We start from the raw sequence: 19,845 nt of genomic DNA, 5'->3' as shown, positions 1-19,845 counted from the left end.
TCACTCGCCCCCGTGGATGCGGACCGAGCCGAGGTTGGTGAAGTGGCAGGAGACCGATGAGCCGGGGGGTGCGAACTGCGCGTCGGTCATCCCACCGGTGAGGACGACCCAGCCGGCCTCGATGGCGTGACCGCGCTTGGCCAGGTCGTTGGCCGCGAGCGCGAGCGCCTCGCCCGGGTGCCCCTGGACGGCGGCGCCGGTCGCCGAGTCCACGACCTCTCCGTCGACCTCGACGAGGACGGCCTCGAGGGAGAGGTCGAGCTCGCTCGGGGGAAGGGAGACGGGCCCGGTGACGTAGGCACCGGAGCTGGCGTTGTCGGCGATGACGTCACCGGCGGCGAACTTGAAGTCCGTGTACCGGCTGTCGATGACCTCGGCGCCGCCGAGGACCTGGTCCACGGCGGCCATCGCCTGGGCGGCGGTCACGCCGGGTCCCTCGAGACGCTCGCCCATGACGAAGACGAGCTCCGGCTCGATGCGCGGATGGATCAGCTTCTCCTGGGGGACCGGGTCGCCGGCCGGCAGCACCATGGCGTCGGTCAGCCACGCGACGAAGGGGGTGTCCACCCCCATGCGCTGCTGCTTGGCCCGGGAGGTGAGGCCGAGCTTGATGCCGACGAGGTGCTCACCCCGGTCCAGGCGCCGCTGGAGGGTGAGGTCCTGGATCTCGTAGCCGGTGGCCACGTCCAGCTCGGGCCACTCGTCGGTGAACTTCACCCGGTCGCGGCGCTCTGCCTCGCAGGCGAGGAGTTCGGTCGCGACGGACTCGACGGTCCAGGCACTCATGCGCTCACCTTCCCGGCGTCGCGCAGCTCGATGGCCACGTCGATGATCATGTCCTCCTGGCCGCCGACGTAGCCGTACTCGCCGACCTTGGTCAGGATCTCGTGGGCCGGGACGCCGTAGCGCTCCGCGGCACGCTCCGCGTGGATGAGGAAGGAGCTGTACACCCCCGCGTAGCCCTGGGTGATCGACGAACGGTCCATGACCGGCATCCGGCGGATGATCGGGGTGACGACGTCCTCGGCCGCACCGAGGATGGTCCCCAGATCAATACCCGTCTTGATGTCGAGTCGCTCGAAGGCGGTCGCGAGGACCTCGGTGGGCGAGTTGCCGGCACCGGCGCCGAGGGCGCGGAGCGAGCCGTCGATCTGCCGGGCCCCGGCCCGGTAGGCGAGCACCGAGTTGGCCACGCCGAAGGACATGTTCTGGTGCCCGTGGTAGCCGACCTGGGCGTCCGTGCCGATCTCGGCGACGATCGCCGAGACGCGGTCGGAGACGTCCTCGAGGATGAGGGCGCCGGCGCTGTCGACGACGTAGACGCACTGGCAGCCGGCGTCGACCATGATGCGGGCCTGCTTGGCCAGGCCCTCGGGCGTGTTCATGTGGCTGAGCATGAGAAAGCCGACGGTCTCCATGCCGAGGTCACGAGCGGCACCGAAGTGCTGGATCGAGACGTCGGCCTCGGTGCTGTGCGTGGCGATGCGGGCGATCTGGGCCCCCATCTCGTGCGCCTCGTGCAGCTTCTCGACGGTGCCCAGGCCCGGGAGCATGAGCACGGCGATCCTGGCCTGCCGCGCCTCGGCGACGGCCGCCTTGACCAGGGCCATCTCGTCGACGGCGGAGAAGCCGTAGTTGAAGGAGCTGCCGCCGAGGCCGTCACCGTGGGTCACTTCGATGACCTGGACGCCGGCGTCGTCGAGGGCACGCACGGTGGTACGGACCTGCTCCTCGGTGAACTGGTGCGACTGCGCGTGCGAGCCGTCCCGGAGGGTGGTGTCGGTGATCCGCACGTCGACGTCACCGTCGAAGAGCACGGGCGAGGGGGCGGTGTTGGTGCTGTTGCTCATGCGGAAACCTCCTGGGCGGTCTGCGCCGCGTCCGAGGCGACCCAGCCGGAGTCGACCCCCAGGCGGTGCGCGACCATCATGTCGCCCACTCGGGCGGCGGCGGACGTGATGATGTCAAGGTTGCCGGCGTACTCCGGCAGGTAGTCCCCGCGTCCCTTGACCTCGATCGGGACGGTGACCCGGGCCATGCCGTTCCACAGGTCGCGGGCGTGGTCGAACTGCGGGTCGGTCCGCAGGTGGTAGCCGGGCACGTACTCCTGCACGCGCGCGACCATCGCGGCGATCGACTCCTGGACGCGGTCGTGGAGCGGTCCGGCCTCGGCGGCCTCCTGCGGGATGGCGCAGAAGACGGTGTTGCGCATCATCAGCGGCGGCTCGACCGGGTTGAGGATGATGATCGCCTTGCCGGTCTTGGCGCCACCGACGACCTCGAGCGCCTCGCTCGTGGTCTCGGTGAACTCGTCGATGTTGGCCCGGGTGCCGGGCCCGGCGGACTTGCTGGAGATCGACGCGACGATCTCGGCGTAGGGGACGTCGACGACCTCGGAGACCGCGGCGACGATCGGCGTCGTCGCCTGCCCGCCGCAGGTGATCATGTTGACGTTCTGCGCGTCGAGGTTGAAGTCGAGGTTGACCGGCGGGCAGAGGTAGGGGCCCACGGCCGCGGGCGTCAGGTCGACGGCGAGGATGCCCGCCTCCGCGTACTTGGGGGCGTTTGCCTCGTGCGCCTTCGCGGACGTGCACTCGAAGACGACGTCGGGCAGCTCGTCCTGGGCGAGCAGCCAGTCGACGCCCTCGTGGCTGGCCTCGAGACCGAGGGTCTTGGCCCGACGCAGGCCGTCGCTGGACGGGTCTACCCCGACCATGTAGCGCGGTTGTAGGACGTTCGAGCGTCGCATCAGCTTGAACATCAGGTCGGTGCCGATGTTGCCCGGCCCGACGATGGCGGCAGTCCCCTGGGTGCGCTGCGTCATGGGTTCACCTTTCACTTGTCTGCAAAGCGGGCGGTGACGCTGCCGAGACCGGCGAAGGTCGCGGTGAGCACGTCGCCCGGGGCGACCGGGACCATCGAGGTGACGGACCCGGGGAGGATGACGTGACCGGCCTCGAGGGTGGTGCCGAGGGCACCGACCGTGTTGGCCAGCCACACGAGGCTGGTGATCGGGGAGCCGAGGACAGCGCCACCGGCCCCGGTCCCGACGATGCGGGAGTTGCTGGAGAAGACGCAGCCGGTCAGGCGCAGGTCGACGTCCTGCAGGCGGGTCGGTGTGGAGCCGAGGACGAAACCGCCGGAGCTGGCGTTGTCGGCGATGGTGTCGACGAGCGTGATCTTCCAGTCCGCAACCCGGCTGTCGACGATCTCCAGCGCCGGCAGGACGTAGTCGACGGCGTCGATCGCCTGGGTCACGGTCACCCCCGGCCCGGTGAGGGGCTTGCGCAGGACGAAGGCGATCTCCGGCTCGATGCGCGGCTGGAGGTACCCCTGGAGCGGGATGGCCTGGTGCTCGAGGTGGGCGAAGTCGTCCATGAGGTGCCCGAAGTCGGGTTGGTCCACGCCGAGCTGCTTCTGCATCGCGGCGGAGGTCAGGCCGACCTTGTGGCCGATGACCGTGCGGCCCGCGGCGGTCCAGCTGGCCACCTGCTCGAGCTGGATCGCGTAGGCGTCCTCGACGCTCAGCCCGTCGAACTGCTCGGTGAGGGGAGCGGTGGGGACGCCGCTGGCATACGCCTGCAGCAGGACCCGGGCCGCGTCGGTCCGGGTGGTCGTGGACGTTTCCATGGTCGTCACGCTAGGACTGCCCTTCGTCGGAATCATGGGTCGTTCCCGTGCTGGGAACGAGCCGGCTTCTCGCAACTGCCCAGGCAGTTGCAGGTGTTTGGGCGCAACTGCCTAGGCAGTTGCGAATGTTCGGGCGACGAGTCAGAAGGAGTACTGCTTGGCGATGCGGTTGGCGGCCGCGGTCAGCAGCGGGACCACCCGACGCACATCGGGCTCGATGAGCGGGGTCGGGCCGAGCACGGAGATCGAGCCGACCGCCTGGCCGCGCACCCGGATCGGGGCGGCCACGGAGCTGGCATCCGTGAAGAACCCGGAGTGCAGCACGGCGTGGCCGGTACGGCGCACGTCGGCCAGGGCGGCGTCCCAGTCCTCGACCCGACGGATCGTGCCACGCGCCTTCGGCGGGAAGCCCGCCTCGCGCCGGGCGAACTCGACCCCGGGGTTGAAGGCGGCGATGGCCAGACCCGAGCTCACGCAGTTGGCCGGCTGGCGCCGTCCGCTGTGCCCGAGGATGCGTACCCCGTCCATCGACTCGATCCGCTCGACGAAGACGATGTCCGCGCCGTCGGGGATGCCGAGGTTGACCGTGTGGCCGGTCCGCTCGGCGACGGCGCGCATCACCGGCAGGGCGACGTGCCGCAGCCCGTTGCGGGCGTGCGAGAGCATGCCGAGCTCGTAGACGTGCAGCCCGAGGCGGTAGGCGCCGGTGGCGTCCTGCTCGACGAAGCCGCGGCCGGCGAGAGTCGTGAGGACCCGGTGGGCCGTGGACTTCGCGACGCCGAGGCGCCGGGCGACGTCGGAGACGCCGAGCGTGGAGTCGACGGCGAAGCACTCGAGGACGTCGAGGGCGGTGCCGACAGAGCGCAGCCCACCACCGCCACCGCGGCGCGGCGTCGAGGTGCACCAGGCGTCGTCGGTGACCGCTCCCATCGGGGGCTCATGCGTTGCTGTGCTCATCGTTGGGCACCTTCCGTTTGGTGATGGACTTCACTCTCGCCCCGGGGGAGGGCATGATCAAGGAATGCGTTCCGGTGAACGAAACGAGGGGCCGATCTCGGTGATCCAGCGGGTCACCGCGGTCCTCACGGCCCTCGAGAGTGCGCCGCGACCACTCGGGATCAGCGAGCTGGCCGAGCGCACGGGGCTGGCGAAAGGGACGGTCCATCGCCTCGTCGGTCAGCTCGAGGAGGAGCGGATCGTGCAGCGCACCGAGGACTCCCGGCTCGCTCTGGGGGTGCGGCTCTTCGAGCTCGGCTCGCAGGTGGCGCTGCCGCGCACGCTCACCGACGTCGCTCGCCCGCTCATGGACGACCTGCACCGGGCCACGGACCGGCAGATCCACCTCGCGACCCTCGACGGGGTCGACGTCGTGTACATCGCGATCGTCCACGGCGGGCTGCCGCTCTCCTCGACCATCGGCGGCCGGCTGCCGGCGCACGCGACCGGGGTGGGCAAGACGATGCTCGCCTACTCGCCGCGCTCGGTCGTCGACGCGCGCGTCCAGGCGGGACTGCCGGCGATGACCCCGCGCACGATCATCACCCCCGGCGGCCTCGCCCGGGACCTGCAGTCGATCCGCAGCGTCGGCACCTCCTACGACCACGAGGAGTCCCACGTCGGCATCTCCTGCGTGGCGGCCCCGGTCTTCGGGGCGGACAAGCGCATCCGGGCGGCGGTCTCGGTCACGGGCCACACGCCGCGCATGGACCTGGAGCGGCTTGGCGTCGCGGTGCGCACCGCGGCGTTCACCATCTCGCGGTTGCTCCGCGACGCCGGCCTGTGAGTCATCGCTTGATGAGCGGGCTCTTCAGCCCGGAGTCGTTCTTGTCCGACTCGTCGAAGAAGTCCTCACGGAAGATGTCGCGGGGGAAGAGCCGTCGGCTCATCAGCGTCTTCAGGGCAGCGTCGACCATCGGTGGCGGGCCACAGAGGTAACCGCGGCAGCCGATCAACCGCTGGTGGTCGGCCTCGATGACGTCGGTGACCATGCCGTAGGCGTAGGCGTCCGGGTCGTCACCGGAGGCCGCCACCTCCTCGGGGGTCTCGTCGGAGAGACAGGGTCGGTACGTGAACGCCTCGTACTCCTCGGCCAGGTCACGGAAGGCCTCGACGTCGTAGAGCCACGCCCGGGTGCGTCCACCGGCATAGAGGGTGAGGTCGCCCTCGTACCCGTCCGCCTCGAGGGCGTGGCGGACCATCGACTTCAGGGGTGCCACGCCCGTCCCGCCACCGACGAGGATCGCGTGCTTGTCGTCGCTCGTCCGGAGGACGAACCGGCCGTACGGACCCGACAGGCGCACCTCGTCCCCCTTCGCCAGACCGCCGAAGACCCAGCCGTCGGTGCCGCGACCACCCGGGACGTTGCGGATGTGGAACTCCAAACGCGTGGTCTCGTCGGGGGGAGAGGCGATCGACCAGGTCCGGTCCACCTCCTCGACCGGGGCCCCGTCGACCTCGGCGGCGGGGACGGTGAACTTCATGTACTGACCCGCGTTGAAGCCGATCTCGCGGTCGAGCTCGACGACGAGGCGCCTGGTCTGCTCGGCGATGTCCTCGAGGACGACGACGGTCCCGGTGAAGTCCTGGACCGGGTGGACCTCCATGTCCTCGTCGACGTCGAGATCGGCCTCCAGCGTCACGTCCTCGCGCGGCTTCGCGCAGCACGTGAGCATCTTCCCCTCGTCCCGCTCGAAGTCCATGAGGGCGAAGCTGCTCGCCTCACCCAGGTCGACCTCACCGTCGAGCTTGTCGACCTTGCAGGTGGCGCAGGTGCCGTGGGTGCAGCTGTGCGGCAACCACACCCCGGCGCGCAGGCAGGCGTCGAGGATCGTCTGGTCCTCGTCGCACTGGACCTCGCGGCCGACGGGCTCGACGGTGATCGTGTACTTGGTCATGGGTGCTCCTCGAGCGGGACGAAGGGGGAGGGCTGGGTCAGGCGGCCACGCGGGTGCCGATGACGTCCTTGTGGCGGACGCCGAGCTCGGACAGGGTCTGGCCGTCCTCGGGCTCGAAGGGGGAACCGTGCAGGGTCCACGTCCGCGGGGCGTCCGGGTCGTAGTCCGGGTCCTCCTGGGCGAAGGGCACGAAGACCTGGGCCTTGAAGTCACCCCACGTCATCTCCCGCGGGGCGCGGAACATCGCCGGGGAGGCGAACCACATGGTGTCCTGGAACCAGACGCTGACCAACTGGTCGTCGCCGTAGTTCTCCTGCGCGGACCGGGAGGGGAAGTCGTACTCCCCGATGCTCTTGATCGTCATGTCAGGCACCTGCCTTCGTCTCGCTCGGGGCGGCGGTGTCGGCAGCGGCCTCGCCCTGCCACGCCACCCAGTTCTGGTGGTCCCTCGAGCCGAGGTACTCGCCGGCGTCGCCGTCCTGCAGGCCGTACCACTCCAGCACGTCCGGGACGGTCGGGCCACCGCAGTTGCCAGCAAGGATCTGGTGCACGGGCAGCCACGCCTGGCGGTACTTCTCCGGCTCCCGCTCGAAGATCCACTGACACCCGTTGGAGCAGGTGTGGTAGATCTCGCCCTCGAACTCGGACTCGCGCTGGCACAAGGTCGTGGGGTCACCCGGCTCGGTGAAGAGCATCGGGACCTGGCAGACCTGGCACAGCTGGGGCAGACCGGGGGCGAAGTGGCGACCGCCGTTCTCGCGGTTCTTCGCCTCCTTGTCCCACAACGGCCGGAAGTACGTGTCGAAGGTGTCCGGGTAGGACTCGGAGAGCCAGTTCAGGTGCTCCTCGGAGGGCATCGTCGTGGTGAAGCCCGCCGCGAAGGAGAACTGGTAGAGGGTCCAGTACACCTGGTGGGAGAGCAGCTCCTTCTCCTGGATCGCGTCCTCCACGTGGCGCGGGGGCTTGATGCCGTAGAAGGCGAGGTCCTCGAAGAGGCCACCGAGCATCTGCTCCTCGAAGTACAGCTCGAAGGACTCCTTCCAGCTCATCACCTTGCGCGGGAGCATGTAGTCGAGCATCTGGGCGACGAGCGCGGTGACGCGGTAGGAGCGCCAGAACCACTTGTCGATCCAGCCCTGGACGAGCTCGACGTTGTCCTCGTCCTGCTCGAGGAGGAACTTGATCGCCTCCAGGCCCAGGGTCATGTGCCGCGACTCGTCCGACTGCGCCGAGAAGCCGAAGGTCATCGTCGGCAGGTCGCCGTTGAACGAGGACCCGGACATGAAGGGCACGAAGAGCAGGTTGGTCAGCAGGTACTCGAAGGAGAACCCGACCGCGATGAGGAACTCGAAGGGCCCGCAGGACATCGCGTCGTCGAAGAAGCTCTTCGGCACCGACAGGTACCAGACGCGGTCGAAGTGCTCAGGCCAGTTGTGCATCCCCGAGTAGAGCTTGTTGTAGTTGCTCAGGGTGTGGATCTCGGTCTGCATGTGCCGGATCTCGTCGATCGACTGGCACAGGGCCGCGAAGCGCGGGCCCGGGCCGGCGAAGTGCCGCGCGAGGTAGGCGAAGTGGCGGTGCGCGGCGTACTCCAGCGGCGTCACGCCCTGGAGGAAGATCTTCATCGCGTTGAGGTAGGACGCGTCCGTCAGGCTCAGGTGGCCCTGGCCCTGGGCGAAGCCGTCGAGGACGGCGTAGAGGCGCTTGTCCTTCTCGGCCTGGTACTTGCAGTAGGCGTCGATCGTCAGACGGAAGGGGTCCTCCCAGGCCGCCCAGTCGTGGATCTTGATGCCCTCGTAGTCCAGGTGCGGGAACATCTCGTCCTTGTCGACGTAGCTGGGCTCCCAGTCGAGGCCGCGTGTGAGCGCCTCGTAGCGGGCCTTCATCGACAGCTTCTTCGGCTTCTTGGTCTTCTTCTGCTCGGGTGCGAGAGTCATCTCGTCCTCCTGTGAACGTCGTTGTTCTGGTCAGTTGGTCAGTGGTCCCAGGCGATGACGATCTCGTCGTCGTCCCACTCCTGGATGTTCCCGAAGTAGGAGACGATCGACATCTGGAACTCGTGGGTCTCCCACTCGCGGCCGAGCTTCTCCTCGACGCTCTCCTGCAGCACGACGAGCCGGCCGGGCGCGGTGATCCGCACGAGGCCCGGTGTGTGGCTGATGCTGCACTCGGGGTTGTCCTCCTCGATCGCCTCGATGATCGGGCGGTTGTCCTCGGACTCCTGCAGGATCATCCCGACGTCCCGGGAGGTCTGGGTCTGCGTTGACTCGCTCATGTCGCTCTCCTTCCTCAGGCCTGCTCGGCCGCGTACGTCTGGCGCACCTCGGCCGCCTTGGCGGTCACGCGGTCCACGGCACCGACGGCCAGCAGCTCGTCGATCCGGGCCGCGAAGGGGGTGACCGCCGAGAGCGCCTCGTCCATGGCGAGGTTGCCGTGGTGGGCGATGAGGCCGGCGTTGGTCTCGCCGAGCTCCTCATCGGCGCGCCAGGCCTTGTGCAGCGCGTCGATCCACTTGCGGTTGTCGGTGAACCAGCTGGCCATGTGCTGGGAGAAGAGCGAGTACGCGGGTGCTCCGCCAGTGACCGCCTCGTCGTCGAGGTGGAGGTAGAGCAGGTCGTAGAGCAGCTGGTCGACGGCGTCGAGCTGCAGCAGGGCGACGCCCCAGTCCTTCTCGACGATCGTGTGCTCGGCCAGGCGGCGCAGGCCCTGCAGCGGTGCGTCCTCGAGCCAGTGCGTCTTGGCCTCGCCGAGCAGGTCCGCGGTCCCGCCGGCGAGAGCGATCCCCAGGCGGCTGAGGACCTGGGCGTTGCCGACCCGGTCGAATCCGGAGAACGCCGCGGCCTGGGTGACGGTCGACCCGTACCCGAAGCGGGCCATCCCGCACAGGATCAGCTGACCGGCGCTCTCGAGGTGGCGCAGCGGGAGGACGAGCTCACCGAGCAGGTCCTTCCACTCCTGCGGCAGGCGCTCCAGCAGGCCCCGGTCCTCGATGTACTGCAGCGAGGTCGCGAAGGCCTCGTGGTGGGTCGAGCGCGAGGTCACGTACGGGGCGTAGTAGTACTGCCGGGGGTCGAGGAAGGAGTAGGGGTCGCTCAGCCGGAAGACGCTGTAGGTCTCGTCGTAGAGCTCCTTGCCGGGGTCGTAGGTGGGCCGGTAGTGGAAGTGCTCCCGCGGCTGCACCCCGACGCTGCCCTCGAGGTAGCGCGAGGCCGGCTTGTCGCCGTAGCGGTTGACGAGGTGGGTGAAGGTCGAGCGCTGCGGCTCGATCACCTGGGTCTTGAGTTCGTACTGCACTGGACGTTCTCCTTGGGTCGGTCGGGCGAAGGGGGATCAGGTGGCGGAGGTCGTCGGGGAGGCCTCCATCCCGGCCTCCATGAGCTGGACCAGCAGGTCCGGCAGCGCGTCCGGCCCCTCCAGCTCACGGGCCTCCTCCTCGTCGAAGAGGTCCCCGACGAGCCGACCGAAGGCACGACCGTCGACGAAGGTCGTCGAGCAGCGGGCACCGTGGTCCTTGAAGGTGACGGTGAAGGCGAGCTCGTCCGGCAGGGGCTCGTCGACGAGGTCGAGGTGGTCGTGGTCGGCACCGAGCACGGCGTTGGCCTCGCACACGTACTGCTCGGCCAGCGAGCGCAGGGCCACGTGCCGGTCGGCGCCGGTCCCGGTGGCCACCCGACGGCTGATCCGGGTCTCGGGGAGGGTCGAGCGTCGTTCGGCCAGCTGCGGGACCTCGTCCTCGGGTGTGCCGACGAACTCGGCCACGCGGGTCATGAAGGGCGTCATTGCACTTCTCCTGGTTCGGTGGGGCGTGGAGACGAACGTAGGGCGGGGGCGGCGGGTCGGCGATCCGCTGGGCGAAGGGTCTGTCCGGCCAGCGCAATGACTGTCCGGACAGGGCTACCGAGGGGGTCGCCCCCCTTCGCGCCCCGTGTGGAGGTGCCGCAATGATCGGGGTGGGACGGCCGTCAGCAACGGGCCGTAGTGTCAGCGGAGGTTCCGCTGTGGGGAACGCCGCGTTCCGGGTCTGCGGCGGCTGCGCATCCTGCTGTGGACCACGGACTCGCTGAAGGAGTGCAATGGAGCATCTTCTGGAGTCGGCACCGACCTTCGACGACTGGGAGGGAGTGCACGACGCGGTCGCGAACGCCTATTTCCCGCACGACATGAAGCCCCGCTCGCGAGGAGCGGCATCGCACTGCGGACTGGAGGTCGTGGACCTGTCGGTGTGCCGTCTGGCGCACATGCGCTTCGGCGCGACGGTGGACATCGTCACCGAGCACCCCGGTGCGACCGCGATCAACATCCAGCTCGAGGGCAGCATGGAGTCGCGGCTGGGATCCGACAGCTTCACCACCACGCCCGGTGAGGCGATGGTCTTCCCCGCCGACACCCCGGCACGCATGCCCGCCTGGCCGGAGGGCCGGGCCGTCCTCGGGCTGCGCATCGACAGCGACTATCTCTCCCGGCAGGCCGAGCGGGTCTTCGCCCGCAAGCGCGTGCAGCTACCCCGCGTGATCGACCTGCGCGGGGCCGAGGGAGCGGCCTGGCTGACCCTCGCGCGCACGACCTTCGACAACGCCCGGCTGGCCGGCGGCAGCCTCTACACCAGGGACCAGGTGGCCGAGTCCGTCGCCAGCATGCTCGTGACGGGGTTGCTGCTCACGGCCGTCCCCGACGAGGAGTCCGCGACCTGCCCGACCGGGATGCGTCCGCGCCCCATCCGTCGTGTCATGGACGCCATCGACCTCGACCCCGCCCACCCGTGGGCGCCGGCCGATCTCGCCGAGATCGCGGGCGTGAGCGTGCGCCGGCTGCAGCAGTGCTTCCGCGAGCACGTCGGGTTGACCCCCATGGCCTACCTCCACGAGGTGCGTCTGGAGCGGGTCCACGACGACCTCGTCCACGGTCGCGGTGGCAGCGTCACCGACGTGGCCATGCGCTGGGGCGTGACCCACCTGGGCCGCTTCGCGGCCGCCTACCGCACCCGGTACGGCCGGCTGCCCAGCCAGACCCTGGCCGCCAGCTCCTGACCCGGGCTCCTGCGCCCACCCCTTCGCAACTGCTTAGGCTCTTGCACCACAGCAGGCGCTCCCCCTTCGCAACTGCTTAGGCTCTTGCGAAGGGGGTGGGCTCGGTCCCCGAGGTCAGGCGCCGACCGCGTCGGCGCCGGCGGCGGCGACCTGGGCGTCCTCCTCCGCGGAACCACCGGAGGCACCGATCGCGCCGACGAGCTGGCCGTCGACCCGGATCGGCACGGCCCCGCCGAAGGCGGCGACCCCCGGGCGGTTGGCGATGCCGCGGATGACGGCGTCCTCCCCGGCGAGTGCGGTGTAGAGGTCTGCGGTCGGTGCACCGCCGAAGCCGACGCTCGTACGGGCCTTGTCGATCGCGATCGGTCCGGAGTTGGCGAAGGCGCCGTCCATGCGCGCGAACGACAGCAGCGCGCCGCCGGTGTCGACGATCGCGACGTTCATCCGCAGGTCGTTGGTCTGCGCGTGGGCCAGTGCTGCGTCGAGCGCCGCCCTGGCCCCGGCGAGGGTCAGGACGGCGCTCGTGCGGACGTGCTCCATCAGGTGAGGACCGTGGTGAACCGCTCGTTGAGCTCGCGGGCGTGGTAGAAGATGCCCTGGCCGAGCTGGTCCACGGTCCACACGTTCGTCGGACGGTCCGGGAAGGCGACGTAGCCGCCGGCGAAGACCTCGTTGCGGTTGCCGCTGGGGTCGAAGAAGTACGTCGTCTGCCCGCGGGTGATGCCGTGGCGGGTGGGGGTGACGTCGACCGAGACATCGTCCATGGTGAAGATGTCCGCCGCGTGCCCGACCTGGCTCCAGTCGTCCAGACGGAAGGCGAAGTGGTGCAACTTGCCCTGCGGGCCGCCGATCACGGCCAGCTGGTGGATCTGGTTGTTGGAGGTCAGCCAGGTGCCGACGAGGTCGTGGTCGGCGTCGAGGCTGGTCTGCACCCGCTCGGTCGCGTAGAAGTCGAAGACCTCCATCAGGAGCTTCTCCATCAGCTTCGGGTCCTCGCAGGTGATGAGCGAGTGGTCGAGCGCGGGGACACCGACACCGACGAGGTGGCGCGGGAACGGGTCGGGGTTGTGCGTGCCGACCTCGGTGCCGATGGCGGTCTGCGAGTGGTAGACCTCGAAGACGTGGTCGCTGGTGGTGGTGAAACGGATCCCGTCACCCACCTCCGGGTTCTCCCCCTTCGACATGCGCTCGACGGTGAGGCCGAAGGCCTGCGCCTTCTTCTCGATCGCGTCGATGTCCGACTCGTGCTCGACCTTCCAGCCGTACTTGACGACGCCGACGCCTCCCTCCTCGAGGACGACGGAGTGGTGGTCCCACTCGTCCCAGCCCTTGTAGAACACGCGCTTGTTGCCCTCCGGGGAGGTGTCCTCGAGGGTCTCGTACAGACCCAGGGTCGACGCGTAGTGGTTCTTGGCCTCGGTCATGTCGGTGACACGCACGTGGGCGTACCCCATTCGCATGATGCCCATGTCTACTGCTCCTCCGGTGCGGTGCTGGCAGCCCTGGCGCGCTCGCGCGCCTTCGCGTTGAGCTGACCCAGCAAGGGGTTGACGAGGCGCAGGGATGCGTCTCGCATCTGGATGGTCAGGTCGTCACCGGGGACGGCACGGCAGCTCAGGCAGGTGCCGTCGGCTCGCTCCTCGTCGGTGATGACCGTCTCGGCCACGGGTCGACAGTAGGAGAACTCACCGTCGAGGACGTCGATCTTGCAGATCCCGCAGCCGCCGCGACGGCAGCCCACGGTGTACGCGTACCCGGCCTTCTGCAGGCCGGACAGCACGGTGTCACCGGGCTCGATCAGGATCTCGGTCCCCGATGGCTGCACGATGATCGTCGTCATCGAACACTCCTTCGTGGTCGTTCGCGGGCAGCGGCGCCCGTCTGACCATCACTCTCCACCACGAAGGGGGGATCGGCGCCGGTCGTTCCCACCCGCGGAACGTCCCGTCGTCGTGCGCCCGCTCACCCATAGGTGTCGCGGGGACCGCGGCCGTCGCTGGAGCGACGGGGGCCGCGCGACCAGGAGGGCGCGCTCGGCCCGTGCACCCGCAGCTCGTGCACGACGTCGGGGCCGGCGGCGTCGGTGATGCGCCCGAGCAGGGAGCTGGACAGCAGGCGGATCTGCGTGGCCCAGGCCGTCGAGTCGGCGCGCACGGACAGCACCCCGTCCTCGAAGCTGACCGGCTGACAGTGCTCGGCGACCTCCCGGCCGACGATCTCGTCCCACCGGCCCATGACGGAACCCGCCGCGACGTCGACCTGCCAGCCGCGGTTGTCGACGAGCCGGTCGACCTGGTCCCCGATGGTCATCGGATCACGTCCGCGGCTGCCCTTCGGCGCCTGCGGGTGCTGGCGCCGGCGCTTGGGGCGCGGCCTCATGCCCGGGCGCAGGCCCTTCTTCGCGGCCAGGGCTCGGGCGCGTGCGAGCGCGGTCGAGGCGGCGTCCTCGACACTCGGCTCTACCTCGTCGTCCTCCGGCGGGACGGGCCCCGTGACCGGCTCCGGGACGGACTCCGTGACCTCGACCGGATCCGGGTCGCCCCCGGTGCCACCCGGCGCGCCCTCGCTGTCGCTCATGACGCCTCGTCGACCTCACCGAGCGAGACGGTGTAGCGCCGACCCACCAGGGACTCGGGGACGTCCGCGGGGACCGCGGCCGTGATGAGCACCTGCTCGCAGTCGCTGACGAGCGCGGCCAGACGCTCGCGCCGGCCGCTGTCCAGCTCGGCGAAGACGTCGTCGAGGACCAGCACCGGGTCGTCACCGAGATCGCGGCGCAGCAGATGGTAGGCCGCCAGCCGCAGTCCCAGCGCGAAGGACCACGACTCACCGTGGGAGGCGTACCCCTTCGCCGGCATCGGCCCGAGGCCCAGCACGAGGTCGTCGCGGTGGGGACCGACGAGGTTGACCCCCCGCTCGACCTCCTGGTCGCGTACCCGGGCGAGCGACTCAAGGATCATCGAGCGCAGCTCGTCGACCTCGGGGACCTCCCCGGCCGCGATCGCCTCGGCTGCCTCGTCGTGCAGGGACGAGCGGTAGACCGCAGTGGCCTCGGACTGGTTGGCGCTGACCTCTCGGTAGGCCTCCTGGAGGTGTGGCACGAGGTCGCGCAGGAGACGCAGCCGGGCGTAGAGCAGCTGCGCGCCGACCGTGGCCAGGTGGTCGTCCCAGATCTCGAGGGTGCGCAGCGCGTCCTCGGCGGCGGCAGCGGGGTCGACACCCTCGGGGGACGCGGAGCTGCGACGCCGTCGGCCCCGCTTGGATCCCAGGAGCGAGGCGGCCGACTTCAGCAGCGCCCCGCGCTGGCGCACGATCTTGTCGTAGTCCGAGCGCACGCCGGCCCAGCGGGGCTGGCGCTGGACGAGCAGGTCGTCGAGGAAGCGGCGCCGCTCCCCGGGGTCGCCCTTGACCAGGGCGAGGTCCTCGGGGGCGAAGAGCACCGTCCGCAGGGTGCCGAGGACGTCGCGGGTGCGGGGAAGGGGGGATCGGTTCAGCTTGGCGCGGTTCGCCTTCCCGGGAGTGATCTCCAGCTCGACGAGGCTCTCCCGCTCGTCCCGCACGACGGCGGCCCGCACGATCGCCCGGTCGGTGCCGAAGCGCACGAGCGGCTGGTCGGTCGCGACCCGGTGGCTGGAGAGGGAGGCCACGTAGCCGATCGCCTCGACGAGGTTGGTCTTGCCCTGCCCGTTGAGGCCGACGAGGGTCGTCACCCCCGGCTCCAGGGCGAGCTCGGCGGCGGGGTAACTGCGGAAGTCGCCGATGCTCAGGTGGCGGACGTACACGTCACTCGGTCGACCCGGAACCGCTCGTCGGCCCGGGCGAGCCACCGGTGGTCTCCGTCCCGGAGGTGGGGCCGGCCGCCGCGGCGTCGCCCTTCGACGACTCGTGGGGTGCGGCCGCCGGGCGGACCTTCTTCTCCTCCTGGGCCTCGCTGGCGCCGGGGGAGGCCACCCCCTTCGCCGCCTCGGCCCGCAGAGCCTCGCCCTCGGCGACGGTCATGACCTGGTGCCCACCGAACTGACCGCGCAGCGCGGCCACGGCCTGCATGGCCGGGCTGACCTGCTGGCGGGAGGCGAATCGGGCGAAGAGCGCGGCCGAGATGACCGGCATGGGCACGGCGTTGTCGATGGCCTCCTCGACGGTCCAGCGCCCCTCGCCGGAGTCGGCGGTGAAGTCGCTGACGTCGGTCATCTCGGGGTTCTCCTCGAGTGCCTTGACCATGAGGTCGAGCAGCCACGAGCGCACCACCGTGCCACGGCTCCACGCCTTGAAGGAGCCCGGGACGTCGGTGACGATGCCCTTCTTCTCCAGCAGCTCGTAGCCCTCGGCGTAGGCGTGCATGAGCCCGTACTCGATGCCGTTGTGCACCATCTTCACGTAGTGCCCGGCCCCGACGTCGCCGGCGTGGACGAAGCCCTCGTCCCGCGGGCCCTCGGGTCGCAGCGCGTCGAAGATCGGCATCGCCTTCTCGACGTCCTCCTTCGCCCCGCCGCACATCAGCCCGTAGCCGTTCTCCAGGCCCCAGATGCCGCCGGAGACCCCGCAGTCGACGTAGCCGATGCCGTTGCGGGCGAGTTCCTCGGCATTGGGGACGTCGTCGGAGTAGCGCGAGTTGCCGCCGTCGATGACGAGGTCACCGGGGGAGAGGCGGGAGGCGAGGTCGGAGACGACGGTCTGGGTCACCTCGCCCGCCGGCACCATCACCCACACGACGCGCGGCGCCTGGAGCCGGTCGACCATCGCCTGGACGCTCTCGACGTCACTGATGTCGGGATCGGTGTCGTACCCGATGACCTCGTGACCGGCGCGGCGCACACGCTCTCGCATGTTGCCGCCCATCTTGCCGAGACCGATGAGACCGAGCTGCATGTCGGACCTTCCTTTGTCGACGGTGGGCGAGCGGTGGACGAAGGGGGTCAGCCAGCCAGTCGCACCGGCTGCAGGACGTAGCGGTAGGTGGTGTCGATCTCTGCCTCGAGCGACTCCTGGCCGGTCATCATCGCAGGCTTCAGCGGAGCCGTGAAGGACAGGCGGGTGAAGGTCGTGCCGAGCACGCCGAGGCCGTCGAGGAGGTAGCCGGGGTTGAAGGCGACCTCGATCTCCGGCCCCTCGACGGTGGCCTCGATGGCCTCGGACGCCTGGGCGTCGTCGCCGGTGCCGGCCTCGATGGTGACCTGGCCGTCGGCGAAACGCAGCCGCACCGGGGTGTTGCGCTCGGTGACCAGGGCGACGCGCTTGACGGCCTCGGTGAGCAGCTCGGTGCCGACGACGGCCTCGGTCTCGCTCGTCGTCGGGAAGATCTTGGAGACCTTCGGGTACTCGCCGTCGAGCAGGCGGCTGGTCGTGTGGCGCTGGCCGGCCTCGAAACCGACGAGGCCGCCGGAGCCACCAGCCGTGGCGGCACCGAGGGAGACCTCGATCGACCCGGCGGCACCGAGAGCCTTGGCGGTCTCGGCGAGGGTTCGTGCCGGGATGAGGGCGACGTGGTCGGCGTCGGAGGCGCGCGGCTGCCAGACGAGCTCACGCATGGCCAGCCGGTAGCGGTCGGTGGCCAGCAGGGTCATCTTCTCGCCCTCGATCTCGACCCGGACACCGGTGAGGATCGGGAGGGTGTCACCTCGGTCCGCGGCAATCTGCACCTGCTGGACCGCCTGGGTGAAGAGCGTGCCGTCGACGGTGCCGCTGCCCTCGGGGGAGGTCGGCAGGGTGGGGTACTCGTCCGCGGGCATCTGCAGCAGGGCGAAGCGCGAGCTGCCGCAGGTCACCTGGACCTTGGCGCCGTCCGTGGCGATGTCCACGGGCTTGCCGGGCAGGTTGCGGGAGATGTCGGCGAGGAGTCGACCGAGCACGAGGGAGGTGCCGGCCTCGCTGACCTCGGCTGCGACGGTGATCCGCGCTGAGACCTCGTAGTCGAACGTGGACAGGGTCAGCGACCCGTCGTCGGTGGCCTCCATGAGGACACCGGCCAGAACGGGGACGGGCGGACGGTTCGGCAGGCTTCGGGCCACCCAGGTGACCGCTTCGGCCAGCACATCGCGCTCGACGCGGAACTTCACGACAGACCTACCCTTCGACGCGCCGGGAGCGCGAGGTCACGGGATGACATGGAACCACGTCGCAACACGTGGGTTCCCTGACATTACGCGCTCGGGCCGCCTCGGGGGCAACCGAGGGCGTTCTTGTGATTCGTCGGGGTGCTCTCGTCCACAGGTGGGGTCCCAGCAATGCGTGGGGGAGGGAATGGATGGAGAGAGGACTCATCGTTGTCTTAGGCGGTGTGGATTCCGTGGACAACCGGCTCCGGCGCGCTCATGGCGCTGATCCCGCATGTGGACGGTCTGTGGACGGACGGTGCACAACGGGTACTGGGGTGTGGGCGAACACCATCCATCACCAGGTCGATCGCGTCGTACACAGGTTCTGCACACCCTGTGCACACGCTCGTCCGCAGGAAATCCCGCGCTGGGCGTCGATCTGAGGGCCGGTGGCGGTGCTCACGGGTGGCAGGTTGCTGGGGTGAGGCAGGCAGCACGGCGTGACGACCGCGGTTGTGGACGAGGTCGGGCGTGTTGCCTGCTGTCGTGCGGTCCCCAGGTACCCACAAGCTTGTCCACAGGCTGTGGATCTGTGGACAACGTGGGGGACCCGGGGTCCGATGCGGAGGTGTACCGATGCGGTGACGACCGCCAGGCGCGAGCACACAGGTGGGGAGAACCCTGTGGATATTTCAGGATGAGGTTCTATCCCCATGTCTTCGACACAGGACAGATTCGCGTATATGGCGCGATGGCGGCGGGCGGTCAGCCGGCCTGCTGCTTGATGCGGTTCGTCAGCTCGGTGACCTGGTTGTAGATGGCGCGTCGTTCGCCCATCAGCTCGCGGATCTTGCGCTCCGCGTGCATGACGGTGGTGTGGTCCCGCCCACCGAACTGCTCACCGATGCGCGGGAGCGACATGTCGGTGAGCTCGCGACACAGGTACATCGCGATCTGGCGCGCGGTGACGAGCAGGCGGGTCCGGGAGGGACTCTGCAGGTCCTCGATGTTCAGACCGAAGTAGTCGGCCGTCTGCGCCATGATCGTCGCGCTGGAGATCTCGCTCGACTGCTCGTTGGGGATGAGGTCCTTGAGCACGATCTGCGCCAGACCGATGTCGACCGGCTGCCGGTTGAGGCTGGCGAAGGCGGTGACGCGGATGAGTGCGCCCTCGAGCTCGCGGATGTTCGTGCTGATGCGGCTGGCGATGAACTCGAGCACGTCGGCCGGGACGGAGAGCTTCTCCTGGATGGCCTTCTTGCGCAGGATCGCGATCCGTGTCTCGAGGTCGGGCGGCTGCACGTCCGTCAGCAGGCCCCACTCGAAGCGGCTGCGCATGCGCTCCTCGAAGCCGGAGAGGAGCTTGGGCGCGACGTCGGAGGTGATGACGACCTGCTTGTTGGCGTTGTGCAGGGTGTTGAACGTGTGGAAGAACTCCTCCTGCGTCTGCATCTTGCCCTGGAGGAACTGGATGTCGTCGATGAGCAGGACGTCGACGTCGCGGTAGCGCCGCTGGAAGTTCGCGGCCTTGTCGTCGCGGATGCTGTTGATGAAGTCGTTGGTGAACTCCTCGGAGTTCACGTAGCGCACCTTCACGTGCGGGTAAAGGCTGCGGGCGTAGTGCCCGATCGCGTGGAGCAGGTGCGTCTTGCCCAGGCCGGACTCGCCGTAGATGAAGAGCGGGTTGTACGCCTTGGCCGGCGCCTCGGCGACGGCGACGGCAGCGGCGTTGGCGAAGCGGTTGCTCGCACCGATGACGAAGGTGTCGAAGGTGTACTTCGGGTTCAACCTCGTCAGCTCGACCTGCTCCGGCTCGGGCCGGCCGCGCCGGGGGCGCACGGGGGTCGGTGGCTCCGGGTCCTCGTCGACGAGACCGTCGTCCACGTCGTCGACGGGCAGCGTGGAGGAGAGTCCCTCCGGGCGCTCGGGTCGCGGCCCGGGCTGGTCCTGCTCACCCTCGATGCCCTGTGTCGGCGGGAGGGAGTCGTCCTCGGCCAGGTCGGGGTCGACCGTGACGGCCAGTCGGACCTCCCGCCCGAGCTGGTCGGACAGGGCCTGGGTGACGTGCATCCGAAGGCGCTGCTCGACGAAGTTCTTGGAGAAGTCGTCCGGTACGGCGATGAGCGCGGTGTCGTCGAGGAGGCCGACGAGCCGCGCCATGCTCAGGAAGGCCCGCCGAGTGACCGGGACGCCGTCGGCATCGAGGGTGTCGAGGGTCGTCCGCCACACCTGACCGAAGTCGACCTCGGCTTCGGCCAC

The 19,845-nt window shown here is 69.6% G+C and carries 21 protein-coding genes; 2 read left to right on the top strand and 19 right to left on the bottom strand.

The features are described 5' to 3' along the window. From PVE36_RS00105 to PVE36_RS00085, 5 genes are all read right to left on the bottom strand, one after another. A complete protein-coding gene (locus PVE36_RS00105; protein WP_277453780.1) occupies positions 1-786 on the bottom strand; it encodes a fumarylacetoacetate hydrolase family protein in 786 nt (261 codons plus the stop codon). Further along, positions 783-1,850, bottom strand: coding sequence for a 4-hydroxy-2-oxovalerate aldolase (gene dmpG / locus PVE36_RS00100; protein ID WP_277453779.1), 1,068 nt, complete (start codon positions 1,848-1,850; stop codon positions 783-785). Before dmpG ends, PVE36_RS00105 begins: the two co-directional genes overlap by 4 nt. Continuing rightward, positions 1,847-2,824: an acetaldehyde dehydrogenase (acetylating) gene (locus PVE36_RS00095; protein ID WP_277453778.1), complete on the bottom strand. Its 978-nt coding sequence runs from the start codon at positions 2,822-2,824 to the stop codon at positions 1,847-1,849. Before PVE36_RS00095 ends, dmpG begins: the two co-directional genes overlap by 4 nt. Positions 2,825-2,835: 11 nt before the next feature. Continuing rightward, positions 2,836-3,630, bottom strand: a complete 795-nt coding sequence (locus PVE36_RS00090) for a 2-keto-4-pentenoate hydratase (RefSeq protein WP_277453777.1) — start codon at positions 3,628-3,630, stop codon at positions 2,836-2,838. A 141-nt stretch (positions 3,631-3,771) separates the two neighbouring features. Further along, a complete protein-coding gene (locus PVE36_RS00085; RefSeq protein WP_277453776.1) occupies positions 3,772-4,587 on the bottom strand; it encodes an IclR family transcriptional regulator in 816 nt (271 codons plus the stop codon). A 64-nt stretch (positions 4,588-4,651) separates the two neighbouring features. On the opposite strand from PVE36_RS00085, the gene PVE36_RS00080 reads away from it, so the two are divergent. Then, positions 4,652-5,413 (top strand): IclR family transcriptional regulator, encoded by a 762-nt coding sequence (locus tag PVE36_RS00080; RefSeq protein WP_277453775.1) that lies wholly within the window; start codon positions 4,652-4,654, stop codon positions 5,411-5,413. Between the two features lies 1 nt (position 5,414). Here PVE36_RS00080 and PVE36_RS00075 read toward each other — a convergent pair whose 3' ends face one another. The 6 genes from PVE36_RS00075 to PVE36_RS00050 are packed head-to-tail and all read right to left on the bottom strand — an operon-like array spanning position 5,415 to position 10,304. Continuing rightward, a complete protein-coding gene (locus tag PVE36_RS00075) occupies positions 5,415-6,524 on the bottom strand; it encodes a 2Fe-2S iron-sulfur cluster-binding protein (protein WP_277453773.1) in 1,110 nt (369 codons plus the stop codon). 37 nt (positions 6,525-6,561) lie between these two features. Then, on the bottom strand, positions 6,562-6,888 hold the full coding sequence (locus tag PVE36_RS00070) for a phenol hydroxylase subunit P4 (RefSeq protein WP_277453771.1): 327 nt from the start codon (positions 6,886-6,888) through the stop codon (positions 6,562-6,564). A 1-nt stretch (position 6,889) separates the two neighbouring features. Then, positions 6,890-8,461, bottom strand: coding sequence for a YHS domain-containing protein (locus PVE36_RS00065; protein WP_277238323.1), 1,572 nt, complete (start codon positions 8,459-8,461; stop codon positions 6,890-6,892). A 38-nt stretch (positions 8,462-8,499) separates the two neighbouring features. Next, the gene (locus PVE36_RS00060) at positions 8,500-8,799 is read right to left on the bottom strand and encodes an MmoB/DmpM family protein (protein ID WP_277453769.1); all 300 of its coding nucleotides are present in this window, start codon (positions 8,797-8,799) and stop codon (positions 8,500-8,502) included. Between the two features lie 14 nt (positions 8,800-8,813). Next, entirely contained in the window at positions 8,814-9,818 is a 1,005-nt protein-coding gene (locus PVE36_RS00055) for a hypothetical protein (RefSeq protein ID WP_277453768.1), read from the bottom strand. A 36-nt stretch (positions 9,819-9,854) separates the two neighbouring features. Beyond that, positions 9,855-10,304, bottom strand: a complete 450-nt coding sequence (locus PVE36_RS00050) for a hypothetical protein (protein WP_277453766.1) — start codon at positions 10,302-10,304, stop codon at positions 9,855-9,857. Positions 10,305-10,597: 293 nt separating this feature from the next. Here PVE36_RS00050 and PVE36_RS00045 point away from each other — a divergent pair, with 293 nt between their 5' ends. Beyond that, positions 10,598-11,551 carry an AraC family transcriptional regulator gene (locus PVE36_RS00045; RefSeq protein WP_277453765.1) on the top strand — a complete coding sequence of 318 codons (954 nt, stop codon included), beginning with the start codon at positions 10,598-10,600 and terminating at the stop codon, positions 11,549-11,551. 114 nt (positions 11,552-11,665) lie between these two features. Here the strand turns inward: PVE36_RS00045 and PVE36_RS00040 are convergent, their stop codons facing one another. From PVE36_RS00040 to dnaA, 8 genes are all read right to left on the bottom strand, one after another. Then, positions 11,666-12,091, bottom strand: coding sequence for a heme-binding protein (locus PVE36_RS00040; RefSeq protein WP_277453764.1), 426 nt, complete (start codon positions 12,089-12,091; stop codon positions 11,666-11,668). Beyond that, the gene (locus tag PVE36_RS00035) at positions 12,091-13,020 is read right to left on the bottom strand and encodes a catechol 2,3-dioxygenase (protein ID WP_277453762.1); all 930 of its coding nucleotides are present in this window, start codon (positions 13,018-13,020) and stop codon (positions 12,091-12,093) included. The genes PVE36_RS00040 and PVE36_RS00035 overlap by 1 nt, the downstream gene beginning before the upstream one ends. 2 nt (positions 13,021-13,022) lie before the next feature. Then, positions 13,023-13,391, bottom strand: a complete 369-nt coding sequence (locus PVE36_RS00030; RefSeq protein WP_277453760.1) for a 2Fe-2S iron-sulfur cluster-binding protein — start codon at positions 13,389-13,391, stop codon at positions 13,023-13,025. Between the two features lie 122 nt (positions 13,392-13,513). Next, entirely contained in the window at positions 13,514-14,128 is a 615-nt protein-coding gene (locus PVE36_RS00025; RefSeq protein ID WP_277453759.1) for a DciA family protein, read from the bottom strand. Further along, positions 14,125-15,333 carry a DNA replication/repair protein RecF gene (recF, locus tag PVE36_RS00020; protein ID WP_277453757.1) on the bottom strand — a complete coding sequence of 403 codons (1,209 nt, stop codon included), beginning with the start codon at positions 15,331-15,333 and terminating at the stop codon, positions 14,125-14,127. Before recF ends, PVE36_RS00025 begins: the two co-directional genes overlap by 4 nt. Position 15,334: 1 nt before the next feature. Further along, the gene (gene gnd, locus PVE36_RS00015) at positions 15,335-16,420 is read right to left on the bottom strand and encodes a phosphogluconate dehydrogenase (NAD(+)-dependent, decarboxylating) (RefSeq protein ID WP_277453755.1); all 1,086 of its coding nucleotides are present in this window, start codon (positions 16,418-16,420) and stop codon (positions 15,335-15,337) included. A 47-nt stretch (positions 16,421-16,467) separates the two neighbouring features. Beyond that, on the bottom strand, positions 16,468-17,607 hold the full coding sequence (dnaN, locus tag PVE36_RS00010) for a DNA polymerase III subunit beta (protein WP_277453754.1): 1,140 nt from the start codon (positions 17,605-17,607) through the stop codon (positions 16,468-16,470). A gap of 744 nt (positions 17,608-18,351) precedes the next feature. Beyond that, positions 18,352-19,845 carry a chromosomal replication initiator protein DnaA gene (dnaA, locus tag PVE36_RS00005; RefSeq protein WP_277453753.1) on the bottom strand — a complete coding sequence of 498 codons (1,494 nt, stop codon included), beginning with the start codon at positions 19,843-19,845 and terminating at the stop codon, positions 18,352-18,354.

It is taken from the genome of Janibacter sp. DB-40 (genome assembly GCF_029510815.1).
Lineage (GTDB): Bacteria > Actinomycetota > Actinomycetes > Actinomycetales > Dermatophilaceae > Janibacter.
The sequence above is the reverse complement of the archived record's forward strand: the minus strand, read 5'-3'. Positions and strand labels throughout refer to the sequence as shown.

Bases quoted from the DNA above. Each gene is read 5' to 3' on its own strand.
- PVE36_RS00050 (WP_277453766.1), bottom strand. From the start codon at position 10,304: ATGACGCCCTTCATGACCCGCGTGGCCGAGTTCGTCGGCACACCCGAG.
- PVE36_RS00095 (WP_277453778.1), bottom strand. From the start codon at position 2,824: ATGACGCAGCGCACCCAGGGGACTGCCGCCATCGTCGGGCCGGGCAAC.
- PVE36_RS00060 (WP_277453769.1), bottom strand. From the start codon at position 8,799: ATGAGCGAGTCAACGCAGACCCAGACCTCCCGGGACGTCGGGATGATC.
- PVE36_RS00030 (WP_277453760.1), bottom strand. From the start codon at position 13,391: ATGACGACGATCATCGTGCAGCCATCGGGGACCGAGATCCTGATCGAG.
- PVE36_RS00035 (WP_277453762.1), bottom strand. From the start codon at position 13,020: ATGGGCATCATGCGAATGGGGTACGCCCACGTGCGTGTCACCGACATG.
- PVE36_RS00045 (WP_277453765.1), top strand. From the start codon at position 10,598: ATGGAGCATCTTCTGGAGTCGGCACCGACCTTCGACGACTGGGAGGGA.
- PVE36_RS00075 (WP_277453773.1), bottom strand. From the start codon at position 6,524: ATGACCAAGTACACGATCACCGTCGAGCCCGTCGGCCGCGAGGTCCAG.
- PVE36_RS00025 (WP_277453759.1), bottom strand. From the start codon at position 14,128: ATGAGCGACAGCGAGGGCGCGCCGGGTGGCACCGGGGGCGACCCGGAT.
- PVE36_RS00040 (WP_277453764.1), bottom strand. From the start codon at position 12,091: ATGGAGCACGTCCGCACGAGCGCCGTCCTGACCCTCGCCGGGGCCAGG.
- gnd (WP_277453755.1), bottom strand. From the start codon at position 16,420: ATGCAGCTCGGTCTCATCGGTCTCGGCAAGATGGGCGGCAACATGCGA.
- dmpG (WP_277453779.1), bottom strand. From the start codon at position 1,850: ATGAGCAACAGCACCAACACCGCCCCCTCGCCCGTGCTCTTCGACGGT.
- PVE36_RS00090 (WP_277453777.1), bottom strand. From the start codon at position 3,630: ATGGAAACGTCCACGACCACCCGGACCGACGCGGCCCGGGTCCTGCTG.
- PVE36_RS00080 (WP_277453775.1), top strand. From the start codon at position 4,652: ATGCGTTCCGGTGAACGAAACGAGGGGCCGATCTCGGTGATCCAGCGG.
- PVE36_RS00105 (WP_277453780.1), bottom strand. From the start codon at position 786: ATGAGTGCCTGGACCGTCGAGTCCGTCGCGACCGAACTCCTCGCCTGC.
- PVE36_RS00070 (WP_277453771.1), bottom strand. From the start codon at position 6,888: ATGACGATCAAGAGCATCGGGGAGTACGACTTCCCCTCCCGGTCCGCG.
- PVE36_RS00065 (WP_277238323.1), bottom strand. From the start codon at position 8,461: ATGACTCTCGCACCCGAGCAGAAGAAGACCAAGAAGCCGAAGAAGCTG.
- PVE36_RS00085 (WP_277453776.1), bottom strand. From the start codon at position 4,587: ATGAGCACAGCAACGCATGAGCCCCCGATGGGAGCGGTCACCGACGAC.